The sequence below is a fragment of the Pseudomonas sp. NPDC089406 genome (assembly GCF_044900265.1).
GTDB lineage: Bacteria > Pseudomonadota > Gammaproteobacteria > Pseudomonadales > Pseudomonadaceae > Aquipseudomonas > Aquipseudomonas fakonensis.
Genome location: NZ_JBJDNC010000042.1, coordinates 22,263 through 43,011, shown reverse-complemented (window position 1 = coordinate 43,011; position 20,749 = coordinate 22,263). Strand labels below are relative to the sequence as shown.

Sequence of the window (20,749 nt, the reverse complement as noted above, 5' to 3'; positions counted from 1 at the left end):
TGGAGGACCCATGGTCGAGCACGATTTCCGCTACACCCTTTTCAACCCGCAACACACCCTGATCGAATGCCGCGCGCTGGTGCCGGGCCGTTACCAGGTGACCGGCAATGGCGGCTCGATCCAGAAGGGCGACGCCCTGCTGGTCTCGCTCAAGGGCAGCAAGAGCCTGTCGATGCGCCTGACCGTGGACACCGTGCGCCACCTGATCAACCCGCGCGGCCAGTGGGTTGCCGTGGCCCAGGGCCCGGTTTTCAACGAACTGGAAATCCTCGAGTGGCAGGTCAAGTGCGACGGCTGTGACGAAGTGCTGAACTTCGAGTTCGCCGCCGATGCCAAGCTGGGCAAAAAGGGCCACGCGCCTGCCGCCACCGCGCGCATCGCCGAGCTGGGCTGGGCCAGCCAGGGCACTGCGCACCTGTGCCCGAACTGCCAGGAGCGTGGTTGAGTGAAACAGCAACTGACTGCCGCGCTGATCGCCTGCACCCTGGCCGGCTGCGCCTCGCAGCCTTCGCCGTTGCAGCAGGAGCAAAGCTATGTGCTGGAGTGGATCGGTGAACGCCCGCTGATCGACTACAGCCACCTCACCCTGACCCTGGCCAACGATGGCCGCGCCTATGGCAATGCTGGCTGCAACCACTGGTTTGCGCCGTACACGCTGGACGGTGACCAGCTGAGCTTCGGCAAGGTCGGCAAAACCCGCAAGCTGTGTGCGCCAGCGCTGATGGAGCAGGAAAAACGCTTCTTGCAGGCGCTGGAGACCGTGCAGCGCTGGGATGTGTCGCCGGTGGAGCAGATCCGCTTCTGGCCGGCCGAAGGCAAGCCGCTGCGGTTCTGGCCTGAGGAAGGCTGAGGCCCCTTGTGGGAGCCGGCTTGCCGGCGATGAGGCCGGGCCTGTAATGCGCCAGGCTCAGGGCCTTGTGCTGACACCAAGGGCCCTATCGCCGGCAAGCCGGCTCCTACAGGGAGCGTGTGGCTACTATCAGGCGCCGCCCTTGAGCGCCTTGATTTTCGCTTGCAGCCCTTCGAGGGTCTGCTCGCCCAGCAACTGCTCACGCACCTTGCCCTTGTCATCGATGATGTAGGTCACCGGCAACGCTTCGCTGCGCGGCAGCTTGTAGCGCTCGGACGGGTCCTGGGCGAGTACCGTGAAGTCGATGCCCAAAGTGTCCACCGCAGCTTTGAGGTCTGCACCTTGCAGGCCGTCGTAGTTCACCCCCACCACCTTGATGCCTTGCGCCTGCCACTGCTTGGCCGCCGCATTGAGCTCGGGGATTTCCGTGCGGCACGGGCCACACCATTCGGCCCAGTAGTTGAGCACCAGCCAGTGCCCGTCGATCTGCTCGGCCTTCACCGCGTTGCCGTGCTGGTCCACGCCGTAGTCCGCACCGCAGCCGCCGAGCAGCAGCCCCGCGGTGATGGCCAGTGCAGCTGCCAAACGCCTTGCCATGGGTCAATCCTTCTCGAAGTTTTTCAAACATTGAAGTCGGTCGCTGCGGTTAGAATAGCCGCCACACCCAGCTGGATGCGACCCGCCATGACCGAACTGACCCTGTATCATAACCCGCGCTGCTCCAAATCCCGCGGTGCCCTGGAGCTGCTCGAAGCACGTGGCCTCACCCCCAACGTGGTGCGCTACCTGGAAACCCCGCCAACCGCTGCCACCCTTGAGCAACTGCTCGGCAAGCTGGGCATCGGCGCACGCCAGCTGCTGCGCAGCGGCGAAGACGAATACAAGGCGCTGAACCTGGCCGACCCGGCGCTGACCGACGCCCAACTGATCGAGGCGATGGTGCAGCACCCGAAACTGATCGAACGGCCCATTCTGGTGGCCGGTGACAAGGCCGTGGTCGGCCGCCCACCGGAAAAAGTGCTGGAGATCCTGCCGTGAGCGAGCCCTACATCCTGGTGCTGTACTACAGCCGCCACGGCTCCACCAGCGAGATGGCCCGGCACATTGCCCGCGGCATCGAAATGGCCGGGCTGGAAGCGCGCCTGCGCACCGTGCCGGCAATTTCTACCGAATGCGAAGCGGTGGCCCCGGACATTCCGGCCAGCGGCGCGCTGTACGCCACCCTCGACGACCTGCGCCACTGCGCAGGCCTGGCCCTGGGCAGCCCGACCCGCTTCGGCAACATGGCCGCACCACTGAAGTACTTCCTCGACGGCACCAGCAGCCTGTGGCTGGGTGGCGAGCTGGTGGGCAAGCCTGCAGCGGTGTTCACCTCCACCGCCAGCCTGCACGGCGGCCAGGAAACCACCCTGCTGTCGATGCTGCTGCCGCTGATGCACCACGGCATGCTGGTCACCGGCCTGCCCTACAGCGAATCGGCGCTGCTCGAAACCACCGGTGGCGGCACCCCGTATGGCGCCAGCCACCACGCCGGTGCCGATGGCAAGCGCGAGCTGGACCAGCACGAAATCACCCTGTGCCGCGCCCTTGGCCAACGCCTGGCGAACACAGCCAAGGCCCTGGGTGGCCAGCGTGGCTAAAAAGCCCAAGGTACTGCCGCCGCTCGACTGGCTGGCGCCACGGGTGCGCACCACCCGCGCCCTGAGCCTGGCTTGTTTCTTCGGGCTGATCGCCTTGCTGGTGGTCAACAACCTGTGGTTCGCCAACTTGCACGGGGCGCGGGTCGAGGTGATTCTCGCGGTCGAGCTGGTGCCACTGCTGTTGCTGCTGCCGGGCATGCTGCTGGGCAGTGCCAGGGCGCATGCCTGGACCTGCTTCGTGGTGAACATCTACTTCATCAAGGGCGTGCTGGCCGCGTTCGACCCGGCGCGGGCGGTGTTCGGCTGGGTGGAGGTACTGGTGAGCCTGGGGTTGTTCGTCAGCGGCTTGCTGTATGTGCGCTGGAAGTTCCAGCTGGAGCGGCGCCTGGCCGGCGAATAAGCGGCTGTTGCGATCCCTGTAGGAGCGGCCTTGTGTCGCGATGGGGCGCGCAGCGGCCCCAAGATCTCGGACTCATGCAAAATTGCCGGGGCTGCTGCGCAGCCCATCGCGACACAAGGCCGCTCCTACAGAGGATGTGCCGGCAGCAAGGTCAGTGGTTGACGGTATGCGCCAGCATTACCGACAGCTGGCACAGCGGCCGGCCGCTTTCGGCGTGCCACTGGTTGAAGGCCTGCTGCACCAGGGCCAGGTCGCGCTGGCTGGTGGGCGGCTTGTCGATGATCTTCTGCGCGATCAAGGCTGCCGCCATGTCATCGGTGGGGATGAAGGTATCCTTGCCGACCATACGCAAGAAGCGCGGCGCCGACAGCCCGCCCAGCTGGTTGCCGTGCTTGGCCAGGTACTTCCACAACCCGACGATGTCGCTCTCGGGCCAGTCGGCAATGAACGCGCCGAAGCTGCCCTGCTCTTTCGCCACATCCAGCACCATCTGCGCATTGCGCGGCACACTCTTGAGCTTGCCCAGGTGACGGATGATGCGCTCGTCCTGCATCAAGCGCTCCAGGTGCTCGGCGCCCATCAGCACCACCTTTTCCGGGTCGAAGCCGAAGAACACCTGCTCGAAGGCCGGCCACTTGGCGTCCACCAGGCTGTGCTTGAGCCCGGCGCGGAATACCCGCAGGGCCAGGGTCGACAGGTAGCGGTCATCGCTGATGGCGCGCAGCTGCGCAGCCGTGCGTGGCTGCGGCAGGAAGGCTTCCAGCGCCTGGGCCGAGCCGAAGCGGTTCAGGCAGTACTCATGCAGCCACTGATAGTCGCGCATGGGGTCAGATGTTCAGCACGTCGAGAAAACGCGGGGTGGCACTTTCGTCGATTTTCAGGCTGGTGAAATCGAACAGGTTGCGGTCAGCCAGTTGCGACGGGGCGACGTTCTGCATGGCGCGGAAGATGCTCTCGGTACGGCCCGGGTGCTTGCGCTCCCACTCCACCAGCATGTCCTTGACCACCTGGCGCTGCAGGTTCTCCTGCGAGCCGCACAGGTTGCACGGGATGATCGGGAACTCGCGCATGTCCGAATAGGCTTGAATGTCCTTTTCGCTGCAGTAGGCCAGCGGGCGGATCACCACGTTGCGCCCGTCGTCGGCGCGCAGCTTGGGCGGCATGCCCTTGAGCGCACCGTTGAAGAACATGTTGAGGAAGAAGGTCTCGACGATGTCGTCGCGGTGGTGCCCCAGGGCCATCTTGGTCGCGCCGATTTCGTCGGCGAAGGTGTACAGGGTGCCGCGGCGCAGGCGCGAACACAGTGAGCAGGTGGTCTTGCCCTCGGGGATCAGTTCCTTGACCACCGAGTAGGTGTCTTTCTCGACGATGTGGTACTCGATGCCGAGTTCCTTGAGGTAGGCCGGCAGCACGTGCTCGGGGAAGCCCGGCTGCTTCTGGTCCATGTTCACCGCAACGATCTCGAACTGGATCGGCGCCACCTTCTGCAGGTGCAACAGAACGTCGAGCATGGTGTAGCTGTCCTTGCCGCCGGACAGGCAGACCATGACCTTGTCGCCATCTTCGATCATGTTGTAGTCGGTGATGGCTTCGCCGGCGAGACGACGCAGGCGTTTTTGCAGTTTGTTCTGGTTGACCGAGAGGGTGCCCATAGCGCTTGGAATCCGCGAGGTGTGACAAAAAGGCGGCTATTTTACGCACAAACTGCGGCGCGCTGTAGGCATTCCGACAAATACTGGGTGGGAATCAACCCGCCGTCTGACAGCGCAATTTGCTCTAAAAAGCGCGTTTTGTGCCGGGTACGGCTTCCTATACTGCGTCATAAGGCCACATTCCCGTTTACTGGGTGCCCTGGCCTCGGGCCGTTGGCGCTCCGCATGGGGGGTGTCAGGCAACAACGATCGATAGGAGTGACCGGCATGATCCATCACGTTGTGGGGCTGTTTACCCATCCCGACCAGGAATGGCGGGAGATTCGTGGCGAAGAGGAAAGCATCAGCCACATGTACCTGACGCACACCCTGATCCTGGCGGCGATCCCTGCCGTATCGGCGTTTATCGGCACCACCCAGGTGGGCTGGGTGATCGGCGACCGGCCAGCGGTGATGCTGACCATGGAAAGCGCGCTGTGGATGAGCGTGATGTCCTACCTGGCGATGCTCGCCGGGGTGGCGGTGATGGGGGCGTTCATTCACTGGATGGCGCGCACCTACGATGCCAACCCGAGCATGGCCCAGTGCATCGCCTTTGCCACCTACACCGCCACGCCGCTGTTCCTCGGCGGGCTGGCGGCGCTGTACCCGCACCTGTGGCTGGGCATGCTGCTGGGTACGGCGGCGATCTGCTACACGGTGTACCTGCTGTATGTCGGGCTGCCGACCTTCATGAACATCCCGTCGGATGAGGGCTTCTTGTTCTCAAGCTCGGTGCTGGCGGTGGGGTTGGTGGTGCTGGTGGCGATCATGGCGGCCACGGTGATCATCTGGGGGTTGGGTGTGGGGCCTGTCTACACCAACTAGCTGACCGATTGGGGCTGCTTTGCAGCCCTTCGCGGGTAAACCCGCTCCCACAGGATTGGCGTTGAACCTGTAGGAGCGGGTTTACCCGCGAAGGGCCGTAACGCGGCCCCGGTGGCAGACCGATGGCTCGGCAGGCCTGGGCAGGTTGCGGCATAATGGCCGGCCAGGAGACCCACCCCGCCATGCCCGAGCTGCTCAAGCAACGCGTCGAAACCTGTTACCAGCAAGCCGAAACCTTCTTCAAACGCCCCTTCCCGCGCCCGGAAGTCAGCTTCAAGCTGCGCGGCCAAAAGGCCGGCGTCGCCCACCTGCACGAGAACCTGCTGCGCTTCAACCTGCAGCTGTACCGGGAAAACCAGGACGACTTCCTGCGCCAGACCGTGGCCCACGAGGTGGCGCACCTGGTGGCCCACCAGCTGTTCGGCGACCGCATCCAGGCCCATGGTGAAGAGTGGCAGTTGATCATGCGCGGCGTGTACGAACTGCCGCCCAACCGCTGCCACAACTATGAAGTGCAGCGGCGCAGCGTTACCCGCTACATCTATACCTGCCGCTGCCCGGAACAGGACTTCCCGTTCAGCGCCCAGCGCCACACCCTGGTGGCCAAGGGGCGGCGCTACTTGTGCCGGCGCTGCCGGGCCACGCTGGTGTACAGCGGGCAAACGCGGGTGGAGTGAGCCACCCGCGCCAGCCGGTCAGGCGACGCTCACCAGGTGGGCGTCGCTGAAGCTGGTGACGCCGACCAGGTGAATCTCGAAATCGGCGGTGAACTTGCCATCGGCCCCCAGCTTGTTGTCGATGTTGCCCGACAGGATCTCGTCGGCAAAACGCAGCTGGCCGGCACCGGTGAAGTCGCCCGAGCCGATGAAGGTGAAGGCGTTGACGCCCTTGAGCAGCACGTTGGCGTCGATCTTGGTCAGGTCGATGCGGTCGCCTTCAGCGCCGTTGAAGTCGGTGATGACGTCGCCTTTGTCGCCCAGGCCGATTTCGCTCAGCAGGTTGAACACGAAGCGGTCGGCGCCAGCGCCGCCGGTCAGGGTGTCGGTGCCCAGGCCGCCGATCAGTATGTCATCGCCGGCGCCACCATCGAGCACATCGTTGCCGGCACCACCGTTGAGGGTGTTGTTGCCGGCGTTGCCGATGATCACGTTGTTCAACGCGTTGCCGGTGCCGTTGAGGTTGTCCAGGCCGGTGAGGGTCAGGTTCTCGAAGTTGGCACCCAGGGTCCAGTTGACCGAGGCACGCACGGTGTCAATGCCGGCGTTGGCACCTTCGATGACCACATCGCGCAGGTTGTCGACCACGTAGGTGTCATTGCCCTTGCCGCCGATCATGGTGTCGATGCCTTCGCCGCCGTCCAGCACGTTGTCGCCATCGTTGCCGGTGATGCGGTTGTTCAGCGCGTTGCCGGTGCCGTTCAGGTTGTCGGTGCCGGTCAGGGTGAGGTTTTCGAGGTTGTCGCCCAGGGTCCAGTCGACCGAGGAGAACACGTTGTCGATTTCCTTGGGCGAGGTGCCGGTCTCGATGATCACGTCATCGATGCTGTCGACGTAGTAGGTGTCGTTGCCCAGCCCGCCGATCAGGGTGTCCGCCCCGCCGCCGCCACGCAGTACGTTGGCGCCGTCGTTCCCGGTGAGCACGTTGTCCAGGGCGTTGCCGGTGAGGTTCAGGGCAGCCTTGCCGAGCAGCTCGCCGTCCTCGATGTTGTCGGCCAGCACGTAGCTGATGGAGGCGCGCACCAGGTCGTGGCCTTCGCCTGCCAGCTCGGTCACCACGTCGCGCAGGTTGTCGACGTAATAGATGTCATCGCCCAGGCCGCCGATCATGGTGTCGATGCCCACGCCGCCGTCGAGCAGGTCATTGCCTTCGCCACCTTCGAGGCGGTCGTTGCCGGCACCGCCGAACAGCTGGTTGTCGCCGCTGTTGCCGATCAGTACGTTGGCCAGGGCGTTGCCGGTGCCGCGGATGGCACTACCGGTGAGCACCAGGTTTTCCACGTTGGCGCTCAGGGTCCAGTCCAGCGAGGCCTGCACGGTGTCGATACCGGCGTTGGCGGCCTCGATCACCTGGTCGCCCACGTTGTCGACAATGTAGGTGTCGTTGCCGCGCCCGCCGGCCATGATGTCGGCGCCAGCACCACCATCGAGCAAGTTGTTGCCGGTGTTGCCAGTGAGGCGGTTGTTCAGCGCATTGCCGAAGGCGTCGAGGTTGGCCGCACCGAGCAGGGTGAGGTTTTCGAGGTTATCGCCCAGGGTCCAGCTGACCGAGGCGAACACGTTGTCGATTTCAGTGGCCAGGGTGCTGGTTTCGATGATCACGTCATCGCTGCTGTCGACGTAGTAGGTGTCGTTGCCCAGGCCGCCGATCAGGGTGTCTGCCCCGCCCTCGCCCTTGAGGATGTTGTTGCCGTCGTTGCCGGTGAGCACGTTATCCAGGGCATTGCCGGTGAGGTTGAGGTTGGCCTTGCCCAGCAGCTCGCCATCTTCGACGTTGGCGGTGAGCACGTAGGTGATGCTGCTGCGCACCAGATCGCGGCCTTCGCCGGCCAGCTCCACCACCACGTCGCGCGCGTTGTCGACGTAGTAGGTGTCGTCGCCCTGCCCGCCCAGCATGCGGTCGGCGCCCAGGCCGCCGTCGAGCGTGTTGTTGCCGGCGTTGCCGGTGAGCACGTTGGCCAAGGCGTTGCCGGTGCCATTCAGGTTGGCGCTGCCGGTGAGCTCGAGGTTTTCCAGGTTGGCGCCCAGCACGTAGCTGACCGAGGCCTTCACCGTGTCGATGCCGGCGTTGGCGCCTTCGATGACCACGTCGCCCAGGTCGTCGACGATGTAGGTGTCGTTGCCGGCACCGCCAATCAGGGTGTCGGCGCCGGCGCCGCCGTCGAGCACGTTGTTGCCGGCGTTGCCGGTGATGCGGTTGCTCAGCGCGTTGCCGCTGCCGTTGATGGCGGCGCGGCCGGTGAGCTCGAGGTTTTCCAGGTTGTCGCCCAGCACGTAGCTGACCGAGGCCTTCACCGTGTCGGTGCCCTCGTTGGCCAGCTCGATCACCTGGTCGGCTGCGTTGTCGACGATGTAGGTGTCGTTGCCCAGGCCGCCCTTCATGATGTCGGCGCCGGCACGGCCGTCGAGCAGGTTGTCCAGGTCGTTGCCGATCAGGGTGTCGTTGAAGGCCGAGCCGGTGGCGTTCTCGATCTTGGCGCCGTAGGCGATGGCCAGGCCGTCGTTGATGTAGGCGTCACGGGCCACGTCGTAGAACAACGCACCGATGTTGCTGAAGGCGCCCTCGTTGAGGTTGAGCAGCACGGCGGCCTTCTGGTTGCTGGCATCGAGGGTGTCGATGCCGCCGGCGTCCCACAGGGTCTGGAACACGATCTGGTCGGGCTTGAAGCTGTAGGTGTCGTTGCCGGCATGCCACTTCATGTTGGCGCCGTACAGGCGCTGCATCACCAGAATGTCCAGCAGCATCGGCGTGCTCGGCTCGGCATACGCGGTGTGGCTGGCGTTGTAGTAGGTGTTGTTGTAGCTCATCAGGGTGTAGCGCACGTCGTCCAGCTCGGCCGGCAGCACCGCGCTGCTGCTGCCGCTGGCTTCGAACGGGTGCTTCAGGCCCAGGGCATGACCGATTTCATGCATGAAGGTCATGTAGTCGTACGAGCCGGCCACCGGTTTGGCTTCGTTGGTGGCCTTGCCGATCCATACGTCGCCGCCGCTGGGGCTTGTGGACGGGTAGTAAGCCCAGGCGGCAGCGTTGGAATCCATATAGCTGTAGCCGCCAAAGCGCAGGTCGCCGACATTGCTTTTGGTTTCGGCGACCTGGGTGAACTTGATGTCGGCCACCGCCGACCAGGCCGCGAGCGCGCCGACCACCGCGGTTTTCTGCGCCGCAGTCAGGGCGTAGGAAGCGTTGTACTCGTTGTTGTCGGAGTAGTTTCTGAGAAACAGCGAAACGCCCGGCACGATGAAGCTGTAGGTCAGCGGGGTGGTGTTGCCGGTGAAATACGAGGAGGTATTCCAGTAGCTGCCGGCAAGCAGGCTGTCGACGAGGTTGTTGCCAGACAGCGAAACACTGCTGGCCCAGGTGTAACCAGTGGGGCTAGGCATTGCACTACATTCCTGAATAGACCGTGAACTTCCATGTACTCAACGCCTGGCCGGTCCATAAAACCCAGGCAGTAAATTAGTGGTGGCAATTTACCACTAAATTGACGTCAAAAGTATGAACCCGGCGAACAGCCGACAAACGAAAGGGCCGCCTTGGAGCCCATCGCCGGCGTGTCGGCGACGGGCCGCAAGGCGGCCCCTTTGTATTGCGTTACAGCAGTGCTATCAGCGCGCCGGGCCTTCGGCCACACCCAGGTCGTCGACTGGGCGAGTATCTACCAGCGGCGAGCCGCCGGAAGCCAGCTCGGCTTGCAGGGTGTCGGTGTCCAGCTCCTTGACCCACTTGGCCACGACCACGGTGGCCACGGCGTTGCCGATCAGGTTGGTCAGGGCGCGGGCTTCGGACATGAAGCGGTCGATACCCAGGATCAGCGCAAGGCCCGCAACCGGCAGGTGGCCGACGGCGGACAGGGTGGCAGCCAGTACGATGAAGCCCGAACCGGTAACCCCGGCAGCACCTTTGGAGGCAACCAGCAGCACCAGCAGCAGGGTGATCTGGTGGGTGATGTCCATGGTGGTGTCGGTGGCCTGGGCGATGAACACCGCAGCCATGGTCAGGTAGATCGAGGTGCCGTCGAGGTTGAACGAGTAGCCGGTCGGGATCACCAGGCCAACCACGGATTTCTTCGCGCCCAGGCGCTCCATCTTGGCCAGCATGCGTGGCAGGGCCGACTCGGAGGACGAGGTACCCAGCACGATCAGCAGTTCTTCACGGATGTAGCGGATCAGCTTGAGGACGCTGAAGCCGTGGGCGCGGCAGATACCGCCGAGCACGATCAGGATGAACAGCAGGCAGGTGATGTAGAAGCAGGCCATCAGGTAGCCCAACTGCACCAGCGAACCCACGCCGTACTGGCCGATGGTGAAGGCCATGGCACCGAAGGCGCCGACCGGGGCCAGCTTCATGATCATGTTGATGATGTTGAACATGACATGGGCGAAGCGGTCGATCAGGTCCAGCACTGGCTTGCCGTAGCTGCCCAGGCGGTGCAGGGCGAAGCCGAAGATCACCGAGAACATCAGCACTTGCAGGATGTCGCCGTTGGCGAAGGCACCGACCACAGTGTTAGGGATGATGTTGAGCAGGAAGCCGACGGTGGTCTGCTGCGCGCCGGCGGCGGCGTAGGCGGCCACGCTGCTGGCGTTCAGGGTGCTGACGTCGACGTGCATGCCGGCGCCCGGCTGAACCACGTTGACCACGACCAGGCCGATGATCAGGGCGATGGTGGAGACGATCTCGAAGTACAGCAGCGCGTAACCGCCGGTCTTGCCGACCGACTTCATGCTCTGCATGCCAGCGATGCCGCTGACCACGGTACAGAAGATGATCGGGGCGATGACCATCTTGATCAGTTTGACGAAGCCGTCACCCAGCGGTTTGAGGGCGACGCCGGTTTCCGGGTAGTAGTGGCCGAGCAGGATACCGATGGTGATCGCGACGATCACCTGGACATACAGCGATTTGTACAGCGGCTGACGAGTCGTCATGGCTAAGTTTCCTCAAGTGTGCCGGCGCATCCTTCCCAGGATGTCGGGGCACCTGAATCGCGAACCCTCCTGCACCTGGAGGGATTTGTCGTTGTGTTCGAGCAGCCTGGCAAGCGTCTGCCCGGTCTCTGCCAAGTGAATAGCAAGGGCGATGCCAAAATGCCCACTCGAGGTGCATAGCCAATGTTTGCGGGATGTTTTTGCCCCTGGACGGGGCGAGTGGCGGGGTTTGTGCTGGCGGAATTCCGCCCGGTGGCGGGAATCGTACAGGGGGTGTGGCGGGAATCCGCCTGACATTGAGGTTGGCAGGTTTGGCCCCATCGCCGGCAAGACTCATGAACAAACCACAACCCATTGATCTAGCTGGGACCTGTGGGAGCGGGTTCACCCGCGAAGCAAGCGACGCAGGGCTTGGCACCGGCTTCGCCGGTGTTCGCGGGTAAACCCGCTCCCACAGGGATCGCATAAGCTTCAAGCCTACGTTGTCCTGTAGGAGCCGGCTTGCCGGCGATGAGGCCGGCACAGCCAGCACAAGACAGTTGCTCCCACAGGGCTCGCGGCGTACTTGCGAGTTCTGTTCTCTGCGCGACAGCGCAGCCCGAAGGGCTGGGTGATCTCCTACAGGGCCTGGCTCCAATGGTCACTCCAGGCGGAAGATGATCCTGAACGCCGCCCCGCCCAGGTCAGAATCCCCCAGGCTCAGCTCGGCGTCGTAGCTATCGATGATGTCCTTGACCACCGCCAGGCCAATACCCTGCCCTGGGTGCTGGCTGTCCAGCCGTTCGCCGCGCTCGAGGATGCGCTCGCGCTGGTCAGGCGGCACGCCCGGGCCGTCGTCCTCGATGCACAGCACCAGTTGCCCAGGGGCCTCTTCAAGGGTGACCCGCACCTGGCCCAGGCACAGGCGGTAGGCGTTTTCCAGCAGGTTGCCGAGCAGTTCGAGCAGGGCGCCCTGCTCCATCGGCACCCGCGCCTGGGCCGGGATGTCCAGGCTGACCTGTACGCGCTTGTCGCGATAGACCTTGGCCAGGGTGCTGCACAGGCTGTCCAGTAGCGGCGCCAGCGGCACCTGGTGGCGCACCAGGCCGCTCTTGCGCAGGCTGGCGCGTTGCAATTGGTAGTCGATCTGCTGGCTCATGCGTTCGACCTGGCTTTGCAGCACCCGCCCCTGCCCAGGCTCCTGGCGGCCCTGCTGCATGCTCTCGCCCACCCCCTGCAACACCGCCAGCGGGGTTTTCAGGCTGTGCGCCAAATCGTCCAGCGAGTCGCGGTAGCGCTGGCGCTGCTCGCGCTCGCTGCGCAGCAGGCGGTTCAGCGAGCCGGTCAGGCGCAGCAGCTCGCGCGGGTGTTCGCGACTAAGCCCGTCGCGGGCGCCGGCCTCCACCTGGTCCAGTTCGACACTGAGCCTGCGCAGCGAGCGCAGGCCCCAGGTCAGCCCGGCCCACAGCAGCACCATCAACGCCAGCAAGGCGGCGCCAAAGCCCAGGTAGAGTTTTTCGCGCAGGCCATCGAGGGTGTGCTGGTACTCGCGCACCGGCTGCAGGGCGACGATGCTGAACGCTGCGCTTTTGCCGCCGAGCAGCTTGACCTCGACGTCGTAGACGAAGAATTCTTCGCCGTCCTCTTGCTGGATGCGGGCGAATTCGTTGCCGCGCCCGTCGTAGCGCGGGCGGTAGTTGATATGCCGGTTGCGGGTAGCGCGCGACTGCCACACCAGGGTGCCCTGGCGGTCGAAAATGTAGCCGAGCAGGCCGGTGTAGGGCAGGTTGAAGCGCTCGTCCGGCAGCAGCGCCGGCATCTGCAGGCGGCCGTGCTCGATGCGCGCGGCGGAAATCAGGGTGGTGACGTCCGAGGCCAGGCGCTGCTCGATGGACTCCTGCAACGCCAGGCTGAAGGCCTTTTGCAACGCCGGCAGCAGCGCCAGCATGAACAGCAAAGCCAGCAGCGCCGCCGCCAGCATCAGGCGCACGCGCAGCGAACGGATCACCGGCAGCGCTCGGTGAACAGGTAACCCAGGCCACGCACCGTGTCGATGGGCTTGAAGCCGGTGTCACCCTCGAGCTTGCGCCGCAGGCGGCCGACCAGCACTTCGATGACGTTGGGGTCGCGCTCGTCGTCGTCGGGGTACAGCTGCTCCATCAGCCGGTCCTTGGCCACCACCTGCTGGTGATGGCGCATGAGGTATTCGAGGATGCGGTATTCGTAGGCGGTCAGCGCCAGGGGTTGCTCGCCAAGCGTGGCCTGCTTGCGGTTGAGGTCCAGTACCAGGGGGCCGGCAGCGATGGTCGACTGGGTGAAGCCGCTGGAGCGGCGCAACAGGGCGTTCAGGCGCGCCTCCAGCTCCTCGAACTGGAAAGGCTTGACTACGTAGTCGTCGGCGCCGGCGGCCAGGCCTTCGACCTTGTCCTGCCAGTTGCCACGGGCGGTGAGGATCAGTATCGGGAAGGTCTGGCCGAGGCTGCGCAACTGGCGGATCAGGTCGAGCCCGCTCATGCCGGGCAGGCCCAGGTCGATCACAGCCAGGTCGTGGTTGTACTGCTCGGCCTGGTACAGGGCTTCTTCACCATTGGCCACCGCCTGCACCACGTGCCCGGCTTCGCCCAGGCGGGTGAACAGGTGATGGCGCAACAGCGCCTCGTCCTCGACCACCAGCAATTTCATGTGGATCTCCTTATTGGGGTGCCTTTGGGGATGCTATCGCGGGGCAAGCCCGCTCCCACGGTACAACCTGCGTGGGAGCGGGCTTGCCCCGCGATAGCATCCGGGCAAACGCAGCTTAACTGATCAGAACTTGTAGTTGGCCGCCAGGTAAGTCTGGGCGCTGCTGTCCAGGCGCATCGCGCCGATCTTGCTGCCACCGTGTGGCGACAGTTCGACGCTGGCGTTGCTGCGCAGGTAACGGTAGCCCAGCTCCACCGAGGCGTTGTCGGTGAGTTGTTGCAGTACACCGGCCTGCAGGCCGTAGGCGTAACCGGTGTCGGTGTCGCGGCTGTAACCGGAGGACTCCTGGCTGAGCCTGGTCACGCCCAGGCTGGCGCCGCCGAACAGCTTGGTGGTGTCGCCTACCGGCAGGAACAGGTCATAGCTGCCGAGCAGGTTTTCCTGGCGCAGCTTGAGGCCGCTGTGATCGCCCGAGACGTTGTCGTAGGTGAGGTAGTAGCGGCCCTGGTTGTTCATCTGGCCGACGCGCACGCCCCAGGTACCGTCTTTGCCGATGACGCCGTCGGTGTTCAGGTTGTCGGTGCTGCGCTGCATGAGGCCGGACTTGCGAACCTTGTCGCTGGTCTGGCCGTAGGTGAGGCTGGCGAAGGTGTCGTCGGCCTGGGCGGTGGTGGTGATGCCGGCGGCGCAGACAGCCATGGCGGCAAGCAGGGTGTTGAATGTTTTCATGGTTGTAACTCCGGTTGGGATGCGCTGTGTGTGTCTGCGGGCTAGAGTAGGGAGGGCGCCCTGAACCGCCGCTGAACCCCGCCTGAACCGCACCTGAACGAAGCGGCCACCGTCGTAAAAGGAGTTTGACCATGCGTTCCCTGCTTGCCCTGGCCCTGTTGTGCTGTACCGCCCTTGCCCAGGCGGCGGTGCAGACCCGCGAGATCCGTTATCAGGATGCCGACGGCACTGCGCTGATCGGCTATTACGCCTACGACGACGCCATCGAGGGCAAACGCCCGGGCATCGTCGTGGTGCATGAATGGTGGGGGCTGAACGACTACGCCAAGCGCCGCGCCCGCGACCTCGCCGCGCTGGGCTACAACGCCCTGGCCATCGACATGTATGGCGACGGCAAGCACACCGAACATCCGCAGGACGCCCAGGCGTTCATGGCCGCGGCAATGAAAGACCCGGCTGCAGCAGCCCGGCGCTTCGATGCGGGGCTGGAGCTGTTGAAGCTGCAACCGAACACCAACAAGCACCAGCTGGGTGCAGTGGGTTACTGCTTTGGCGGCAAGGTGGTGCTGGATGCCGCGCGCCGGGGCGAGAAACTCGATGGCGTGGTGAGCTTCCATGGCGCGCTGGTGACCCAGACCCCGGCCACACCGGGGTCGGTGCGGGCGAAGATTCTGGTGGAGCATGGCGAGGCCGACAGCATGGTCACCCCGGAGCAGGTGGCGGCGTTCAAGGCGGAGATGGACGCGGCCAAGGCGGATTACCAGTTCGTCGGTATTCCCGGGGCCAAGCACGGGTTTACCAACCCGGATGCAGACCGCTTGAGCCATGGCGAGCATGGTGGGCCGGATATCGGCTATGACAAGGCGGCGGACGAGAGCTCGTGGAAGGATATGCAGGCGTTTTTCAAGAAGGCGTTTGACTGAACATTGCCGGGGGCCGCTTTGCGGCCCATCGCAGGCAAGCCAGCTCCTACAGGGGCTGCGTGCAGCCTGCAAAATCCAGGCTGCAACACATCCCCGGCGGCTGGCACAATAGCCGCCATGAACAGACTCCCCACCTGCTGCGCCCCGCTCCAGCACCACTGGCCCCTGCCCCGCCCGGTCCCCGGTGCGGTGCTGGTGAGCTGTGCCTTCGACCCGGCCAGGCTTGGCGCCGACGACTTCCAGCGCGCCGGCATCGAACAGACCGCCAGCCTGCAACGCTCGGTGGCCAAGCGCCAGGCCGAGTACCTGGCCGGCCGGGTGTGCGCCCGCGAGGCCCTGCGCCTGCTGGATGGCCGTGACTATGTGCCGGCCACCCACGAGGACCGCTCGCCGGTCTGGCCGGCCGGCATTCGTGGCTCCATCACCCACGGCCAGGGTTGGGCAGCGGCGGTGGTGGGCGCACAAGTGGCAGGGCTTGGGCTGGATCAGGAGTCGCTATTAACTGAGGAGCGTGCCGAGCGCCTGGCCGGGGAAATCCTCACCGCCGCCGAACTGCAACGGCTGGACCGCAGCCAGCAAGCGCTGGTTGTAACTCTGACCTTCTCGCTGAAAGAGAGCCTGTTCAAGGCGCTGTACCCGATCACTGGCCAGCGCTTCTATTTCGAACACGCAGAAGTTTTGCAGTGGTCCACTGACGGCCACGCCCGCCTGCGCCTGCTCACCGACCTGTCCGCCGACTGGCGCCACGGCGTGGAGCTGGATGGCCAGTTCTGCGTGCAGGACGGCCACCTGCTGAGCCTCATAAGCGTTTAGTCCCGCGGCTGCTCCCGCGGCCAGTTCAGGCTGAAGCAGGCCCCGCCCAACTGCTCGCTGCGCCCCACCAAGGCGCGGCCGCCGTGCCAGTAGATGATCCGCCGCACGATCGACAAACCCAGCCCGTGCCCGCCCGAGGCACGGGTGCGGCTGTCGTCCAGACGGGTGAAGGGGGTGAAGATGCGGTCCCACACCCCTTCCGGAATGCCTGGCCCGTCATCCTCCACATCGATACGGCAACGCTGCTGGCCCAGCTGGTAGCTCAGGCGCACTTCGGATTCGGCATGGCGCATGGCATTGCGCACCAGGTTCTGCAGCGCCCGGTGCAGGTAACGCGGCTCGGCCTCGACCCAGGCAGCGCCGCCGTCCAGGCCATGGCACTGGCCGCGCAGCACCTTCACCTCGGCCCGTAGCGGCGCCAGCTCAGTGATTACCCGCGCCAGCAACTCGTCGAGGTCCACCGCCTGGAACTGCAACGCCGGGGCGCCCTGCTCCAGGCGGGCGTAGGTCAGCATTTCGTCGACCAGCTTGTCGAGGTCCTGGATGTCGCCGTCCATGCCGGCCAGGTGCTTGGCCCGGGCCTGCTCAGTGCTGGCGCTTTCGATCATCTCCAGACCGAAACGCAACCGCGCCACCGGCGTGCGCAGCTCGTGGGACACCGCGCGCACCAGCTCGCGCTGCATGGTCAGCGAGCGTTGCAGGTGCTCGGCCATACCATTGAATGCCTCGGCAAGGCGCCCCACCGAGTCGGCGCTACCTGCCGGCACGCGGGTATCGAGGCTGCCCTGGGCGATGCGCGTGGCGGCCACCTCCAGCCCCGACACGCGGCGCTCCAGCTGGCGCACCAGCAGGTACACCACCAGGCCGATCAGGCACAGGCCGAGAAACGCAATAAGAATGAGCAGTTGCGGCGGGTACGGGTTGAGCTGGTACAGCGGGCCGATCTCCAGCACCCAGGGCGAGCCGGCCAGGCCTGCGAACACGCGGATGGAGTCGCCATCCTTGCCCAGCGCCATTACCGTATCGCCCTCCTCTACCCGGCGCCGCTGGTCGTCGTCCAGGGCCGCGCGCTCGATGCGCTGCAGGGCGATGTCGAAACCAAAGCCCTTGCTCTGCTTCAGTTGTGCCAGGCGCGCCTGCTGCTCGGTCACCGGGTAGCGCACCAGCTCGTCGGCCAGCAGGTAAAGAGTGGCGCGGGCCAACTGCTCGCTGATCTGCTTGACCTCGGCCACCAGCAACGCATCCTCGTGGCCGATACGGCGCAGCACCCTGGCGGCGTGGGGGCCGGTTTTTTCCACCACCACCAGGTCGCGGTACAACCGCGCACGCTGGCCGCCGTCCAGGCTGAACGCCGACAGCGGCTGCACGTCCAGCGGCACGCCGAGCAGGCGCTCCCACATCAGCAACGAGCGCTTGCGCTCTACTTCATTCTGCTGCGCCAGGTTGTCGGCCATCAGGCTGAAGGTGCCCTGGGCCAGGCGCTCGCGGTGCTGGCCGGCGCGCACCTCGTTGACCAGGTGCAGGCTGAGCACGCCAAGCACGGCCACCAGCACCAGCACGCCGAGCATGCCGCCATAGATGCGTATGAAGATCGACTTCATGGCGCCGGCGCCTGGGCCGCCTCGCCGACGAACAGGTAGCCCTTGCTGCGCAGGGTCTTGATCAGCCGCGGGTTGACCGGGTCGTCACCGATTTTGGGGCGGATCTTGGAAATGCGCACATCGATGGAGCGGTCCTGGCCGTCGTAGCCGACGCCGCGTAGCGCGGTGAAGATCTGCTCGCGGGACAGCACCCGCCCGGCGTTGCTGGCCAGCAGCCAGAGCAGGTCGAATTCGGCGCCGGTCAGCTCGATCAGTTGGCCGCCCAGGCGCGCCTCGCGCAGGCGGTTGTCGATGTTCAGCGGGCCGAACTCAAGGGCCTGGCGGCGCTCGGCCGGTTCGCTCCTGCGCAGCAGGGCCTGAATGCGCGCCAGCAGCAGGCGCGGGCGCACCGGCTTGCATACGTAGTCGTCGGCGCCCTGGTCGAGGCCCTGCACCTGGTCGAGCTCGTCGCTGCGGGCGGTGAGCATGAGGATGGGGCCAGGGTACTGGCCGCGCACCCGGCGGCAGATGCTCAGGCCGTCTTCGCCGGGCAGCATCAGGTCGAGGATCACCAGGTCTGGCTGGCTGTCGATGATGCGCCGCACGGCACGGGCGCCGTCGCCCTCGACGCTGACCTCGTAGCCGTTGGCCTGCAGGTACTCGGCGGTGAGCTCGGCGAGGCGCTGGTCGTCCTCGACGATGAGGATGCGGTTGTCTGGCGGGTGCTGGTCCATGGGCTGGGCCCCTTTGTTGTTATTGGGTGGCCTGTGGGGGCCCTGTCGCCTGTAGGAGCCGGCTTGCCGGCGATGAGGCCTGCAAAGGCTGCGTAACTGCCTGATCCTTCGATAAATACCTTTCACCAAAGAGCAACATCAGCCACGGATACTACGTGCCGCCCCCAGCCCTGCCAACCTCCCAGGCCGGGCCTTGGGTGAAGCGTTTTTTGTGATAGGGTTCGCCCCCGCGAAAAACTGCCACGGGGCGGTAATACTGCGAAATTTCGCGCAAACCAGTCAGCACAAGGCCTACAGCGAATACCCACGGATGACTCACAAAGTACCCACAAGTTATCCACAGGCCGCTCACCTTGCAAAGCCCCCGATACCGCATTATCTTGTATCCCCATCGCGGCGAACCACTAGATGTTGGGGTTCGAGCAAAATCACAAACACAAGTCGACAGGCAAATTCAAGCGAATTTACCCACTGAACTTAACGTGATTTCACCAGCCAAACCGCTCCTGCGGAGGCGACCGAGGCAAGCCACTTCTGGCCTTGTTCGGGTATGAGTGTTGCAGGCAAGGCCTGACACTCGACAGCAACAGTTTTTGGGCCCGGCCCAGAACCTTTGACTTCGGCCAGGGAGCGGCAGATCACTGCCCTTAATTCCTGAGTCTGTCCCGAAGTCGGCAAGCCCGCGCGGCGGCTGCACTGCCATGTGCATCCCCGCCCGGGCCAGCAGTCTGACGGATGGAACGGTGGGCGCCCAAAAGGCGCCTGAACACTATAGAAACTGTGGAGACACCCACCCATGCAAACCGACACAACTCGCGAGAACCCGCAGGCCAAGGCGCCGCAGGCCGAGTCCAACCAGGACCTGGCTGCCACCGCTCCGGGCCAACTGCGCGTGATCAAGCGCAACGGCACTGTCGTCCCCTACACCGACGACAAGATCACCGTGGCCATCACCAAGGCGTTCCTCGCAGTTGAAGGCGGCACCGCCGCCGCCTCGTCGCGCATCCACGACACCGTCGCGCGCCTGACCGAGCAGGTTACCGCCACGTTCAAGCGTCGCATGCCATCGGGTGGCACCATCCACATCGAAGAAATCCAGGACCAGGTCGAACTGGCCCTGATGCGCGCCGGCGAGCAGAAAGTCGCCCGCGACTACGTGATCTACCGCGACCAGCGCGCCAAAGAGCGTGCTACCCGCAGCAACGCCGACTCGGTGGTCGAGCCGCACCCAAGCATCCGCATCACCCTGGCTGACGGCAGCCTGGCACCGCTGGACATGGCCCGCCTGAACACCATCATCAGCGAAGCCTGCGAAGGCCTGGCCGAAGTCGATGGCGACCTGATCCAGCGCGAAACCCTGAAGAACCTGTACGACGGCGTTGCCCTGAAAGACGTCAACACCGCCCTGGTGATGACCGCCCGTACCCTGGTAGAGCGCGAGCCGAACTACTCGTTCGTCACCGCCCGCCTGCTGATGGACACCCTGCGTGCCGAAGGCCTGGGCTTCCTGGGCGTGGCCGACAGCGCCACCCACCACGAAATGGCCGACCTGTACGCCAAGGCCCTGCCGGCCTACGTCGAAAAAGGCGTGGAGTACGAGCTGCTGGACCCGGCGCTGAAAGGCTACGACCTGGAGCGCATGGGCAAGGCGATCAACCACGAGCGTGACCAGCAGTTCACCTACCTGGGCCTGCAGACCCTGTACGACCGCTACTTCATCCACAAGGATGGCGTGCGCTTCGAGCTGCCGCAGGTGTTCTTCATGCGTGTGGCCATGGGCCTGGCGCTGGAAGAAAAAGACAAAGAAGCCCGTGCGATCGAGTTCTACAACCTGTTGTCGTCCTTCGACTACATGGCCTCGACCCCGACCCTGTTCAACGCCGGCACCCTGCGCCCGCAGCTGTCGAGCTGCTACCTGACCACCGTGCCGGACGACCTGTCGGGCATCTACCACGCGATCCACGACAACGCCATGCTGTCGAAATTCGCCGGTGGCCTGGGCAACGACTGGACCCCTGTGCGTGCACTGGGCTCCTACATCAAGGGCACCAACGGCAAGTCGCAAGGCGTCGTGCCGTTCCTCAAAGTCGTCAACGACACCGCCGTTGCCGTTAACCAGGGTGGCAAGCGCAAGGGCGCCGTATGTGCCTACCTGGAAACCTGGCACCTGGACATCGAAGAGTTCATCGAACTGCGCAAGAACACCGGTGATGACCGTCGTCGTACCCACGACATGAACACCGCCAACTGGATCC

At 64.8% G+C, this 20,749-nt stretch carries 20 protein-coding genes; 10 read left to right on the top strand and 10 right to left on the bottom strand.

From position 1 onward, the window contains the following. Positions 1 to 10: 10 nt before the first annotated feature. A complete protein-coding gene (locus tag ACI2KK_RS23930) occupies positions 11 to 445 on the top strand; it encodes a hypothetical protein (RefSeq protein WP_404670884.1) in 435 nt (144 codons plus the stop codon). After that, complete coding sequence (locus ACI2KK_RS23925) at positions 446 to 850, top strand: META domain-containing protein (RefSeq protein WP_404670883.1); 405 nt, start codon at positions 446 to 448, stop codon at positions 848 to 850. A 129-nt stretch (positions 851 to 979) separates the two neighbouring features. Here the strand turns inward: ACI2KK_RS23925 and ACI2KK_RS23920 are convergent, their stop codons facing one another. Beyond that, a complete protein-coding gene (locus ACI2KK_RS23920; RefSeq protein ID WP_404670882.1) occupies positions 980 to 1,447 on the bottom strand; it encodes a TlpA disulfide reductase family protein in 468 nt (155 codons plus the stop codon). Between the two features lie 87 nt (positions 1,448 to 1,534). Here ACI2KK_RS23920 and arsC point away from each other — a divergent pair, with 87 nt between their 5' ends. From arsC to ACI2KK_RS23905, 3 genes are read left to right on the top strand one after another with little or no spacing between them, the layout of a single operon-like run. Beyond that, complete coding sequence (gene arsC, locus ACI2KK_RS23915) at positions 1,535 to 1,888, top strand: arsenate reductase (glutaredoxin) (RefSeq protein ID WP_404670881.1); 354 nt, start codon at positions 1,535 to 1,537, stop codon at positions 1,886 to 1,888. Beyond that, positions 1,885 to 2,490: an NAD(P)H:quinone oxidoreductase gene (wrbA, locus tag ACI2KK_RS23910; RefSeq protein WP_404670880.1), complete on the top strand. Its 606-nt coding sequence runs from the start codon at positions 1,885 to 1,887 to the stop codon at positions 2,488 to 2,490. The genes arsC and wrbA overlap by 4 nt, the downstream gene beginning before the upstream one ends. Next, positions 2,483 to 2,890 (top strand): DUF2069 domain-containing protein, encoded by a 408-nt coding sequence (locus ACI2KK_RS23905; protein ID WP_217888082.1) that lies wholly within the window; start codon positions 2,483 to 2,485, stop codon positions 2,888 to 2,890. The genes wrbA and ACI2KK_RS23905 overlap by 8 nt, the downstream gene beginning before the upstream one ends. Before the next feature lie 151 nt (positions 2,891 to 3,041). Here ACI2KK_RS23905 and ACI2KK_RS23900 read toward each other — a convergent pair whose 3' ends face one another. Both ACI2KK_RS23900 and ttcA read right to left on the bottom strand, forming a co-directional pair. Continuing rightward, positions 3,042 to 3,713, bottom strand: a complete 672-nt coding sequence (locus tag ACI2KK_RS23900; RefSeq protein WP_404670879.1) for a DNA-3-methyladenine glycosylase I — start codon at positions 3,711 to 3,713, stop codon at positions 3,042 to 3,044. Positions 3,714 to 3,717: 4 nt separating this feature from the next. Next, positions 3,718 to 4,542 (bottom strand): tRNA 2-thiocytidine(32) synthetase TtcA, encoded by an 825-nt coding sequence (ttcA, locus tag ACI2KK_RS23895; RefSeq protein ID WP_217842177.1) that lies wholly within the window; start codon positions 4,540 to 4,542, stop codon positions 3,718 to 3,720. 267 nt (positions 4,543 to 4,809) lie between these two features. Here ttcA and ACI2KK_RS23890 point away from each other — a divergent pair, with 267 nt between their 5' ends. Next, a complete protein-coding gene (locus ACI2KK_RS23890; RefSeq protein ID WP_217842176.1) occupies positions 4,810 to 5,409 on the top strand; it encodes a Yip1 family protein in 600 nt (199 codons plus the stop codon). A gap of 182 nt (positions 5,410 to 5,591) precedes the next feature. Next, on the top strand, positions 5,592 to 6,086 hold the full coding sequence (locus ACI2KK_RS23885; protein ID WP_404670889.1) for a SprT family zinc-dependent metalloprotease: 495 nt from the start codon (positions 5,592 to 5,594) through the stop codon (positions 6,084 to 6,086). An 18-nt stretch (positions 6,087 to 6,104) separates the two neighbouring features. Here the strand turns inward: ACI2KK_RS23885 and ACI2KK_RS23880 are convergent, their stop codons facing one another. The 5 genes from ACI2KK_RS23880 to ACI2KK_RS23860 all read right to left on the bottom strand — a co-directional run bounded on the left by ACI2KK_RS23880 (position 6,105) and on the right by ACI2KK_RS23860 (position 14,444). After that, entirely contained in the window at positions 6,105 to 9,506 is a 3,402-nt protein-coding gene (locus tag ACI2KK_RS23880) for a M12 family metallo-peptidase (RefSeq protein WP_404670878.1), read from the bottom strand. 225 nt (positions 9,507 to 9,731) lie between these two features. Continuing rightward, complete coding sequence (locus tag ACI2KK_RS23875) at positions 9,732 to 11,054, bottom strand: dicarboxylate/amino acid:cation symporter (protein ID WP_404670877.1); 1,323 nt, start codon at positions 11,052 to 11,054, stop codon at positions 9,732 to 9,734. A 640-nt stretch (positions 11,055 to 11,694) separates the two neighbouring features. After that, entirely contained in the window at positions 11,695 to 13,041 is a 1,347-nt protein-coding gene (locus tag ACI2KK_RS23870) for an ATP-binding protein (protein WP_404670876.1), read from the bottom strand. After that, positions 13,038 to 13,715, bottom strand: a complete 678-nt coding sequence (locus tag ACI2KK_RS23865; RefSeq protein ID WP_217888076.1) for a response regulator transcription factor — start codon at positions 13,713 to 13,715, stop codon at positions 13,038 to 13,040. The genes ACI2KK_RS23870 and ACI2KK_RS23865 overlap by 4 nt, the downstream gene beginning before the upstream one ends. A gap of 123 nt (positions 13,716 to 13,838) precedes the next feature. Then, on the bottom strand, positions 13,839 to 14,444 hold the full coding sequence (locus ACI2KK_RS23860; RefSeq protein ID WP_404670875.1) for an outer membrane protein: 606 nt from the start codon (positions 14,442 to 14,444) through the stop codon (positions 13,839 to 13,841). A 131-nt stretch (positions 14,445 to 14,575) separates the two neighbouring features. On the opposite strand from ACI2KK_RS23860, the gene ACI2KK_RS23855 reads away from it, so the two are divergent. Then, complete coding sequence (locus ACI2KK_RS23855; RefSeq protein WP_404670874.1) at positions 14,576 to 15,367, top strand: dienelactone hydrolase family protein; 792 nt, start codon at positions 14,576 to 14,578, stop codon at positions 15,365 to 15,367. A 117-nt stretch (positions 15,368 to 15,484) separates the two neighbouring features. Then, positions 15,485 to 16,180: a 4'-phosphopantetheinyl transferase gene (locus ACI2KK_RS23850; RefSeq protein WP_404670873.1), complete on the top strand. Its 696-nt coding sequence runs from the start codon at positions 15,485 to 15,487 to the stop codon at positions 16,178 to 16,180. On the opposite strand, the gene ACI2KK_RS23845 is transcribed toward ACI2KK_RS23850, so the two are convergent. Then, on the bottom strand, positions 16,177 to 17,781 hold the full coding sequence (locus tag ACI2KK_RS23845; protein ID WP_404670872.1) for an ATP-binding protein: 1,605 nt from the start codon (positions 17,779 to 17,781) through the stop codon (positions 16,177 to 16,179). The genes ACI2KK_RS23850 and ACI2KK_RS23845 overlap by 4 nt on opposite strands. Next, a complete protein-coding gene (locus tag ACI2KK_RS23840) occupies positions 17,778 to 18,494 on the bottom strand; it encodes a response regulator (protein WP_404670871.1) in 717 nt (238 codons plus the stop codon). The genes ACI2KK_RS23845 and ACI2KK_RS23840 overlap by 4 nt, the downstream gene beginning before the upstream one ends. A gap of 796 nt (positions 18,495 to 19,290) precedes the next feature. Between ACI2KK_RS23840 and ACI2KK_RS23835 the strand changes: the two genes are divergently transcribed. Beyond that, positions 19,291 to 20,749, top strand: a 1,459-nt coding sequence (locus ACI2KK_RS23835) for an ATP cone domain-containing protein (RefSeq protein ID WP_404670870.1), incomplete at its 3' end; no start/stop codon positions are given.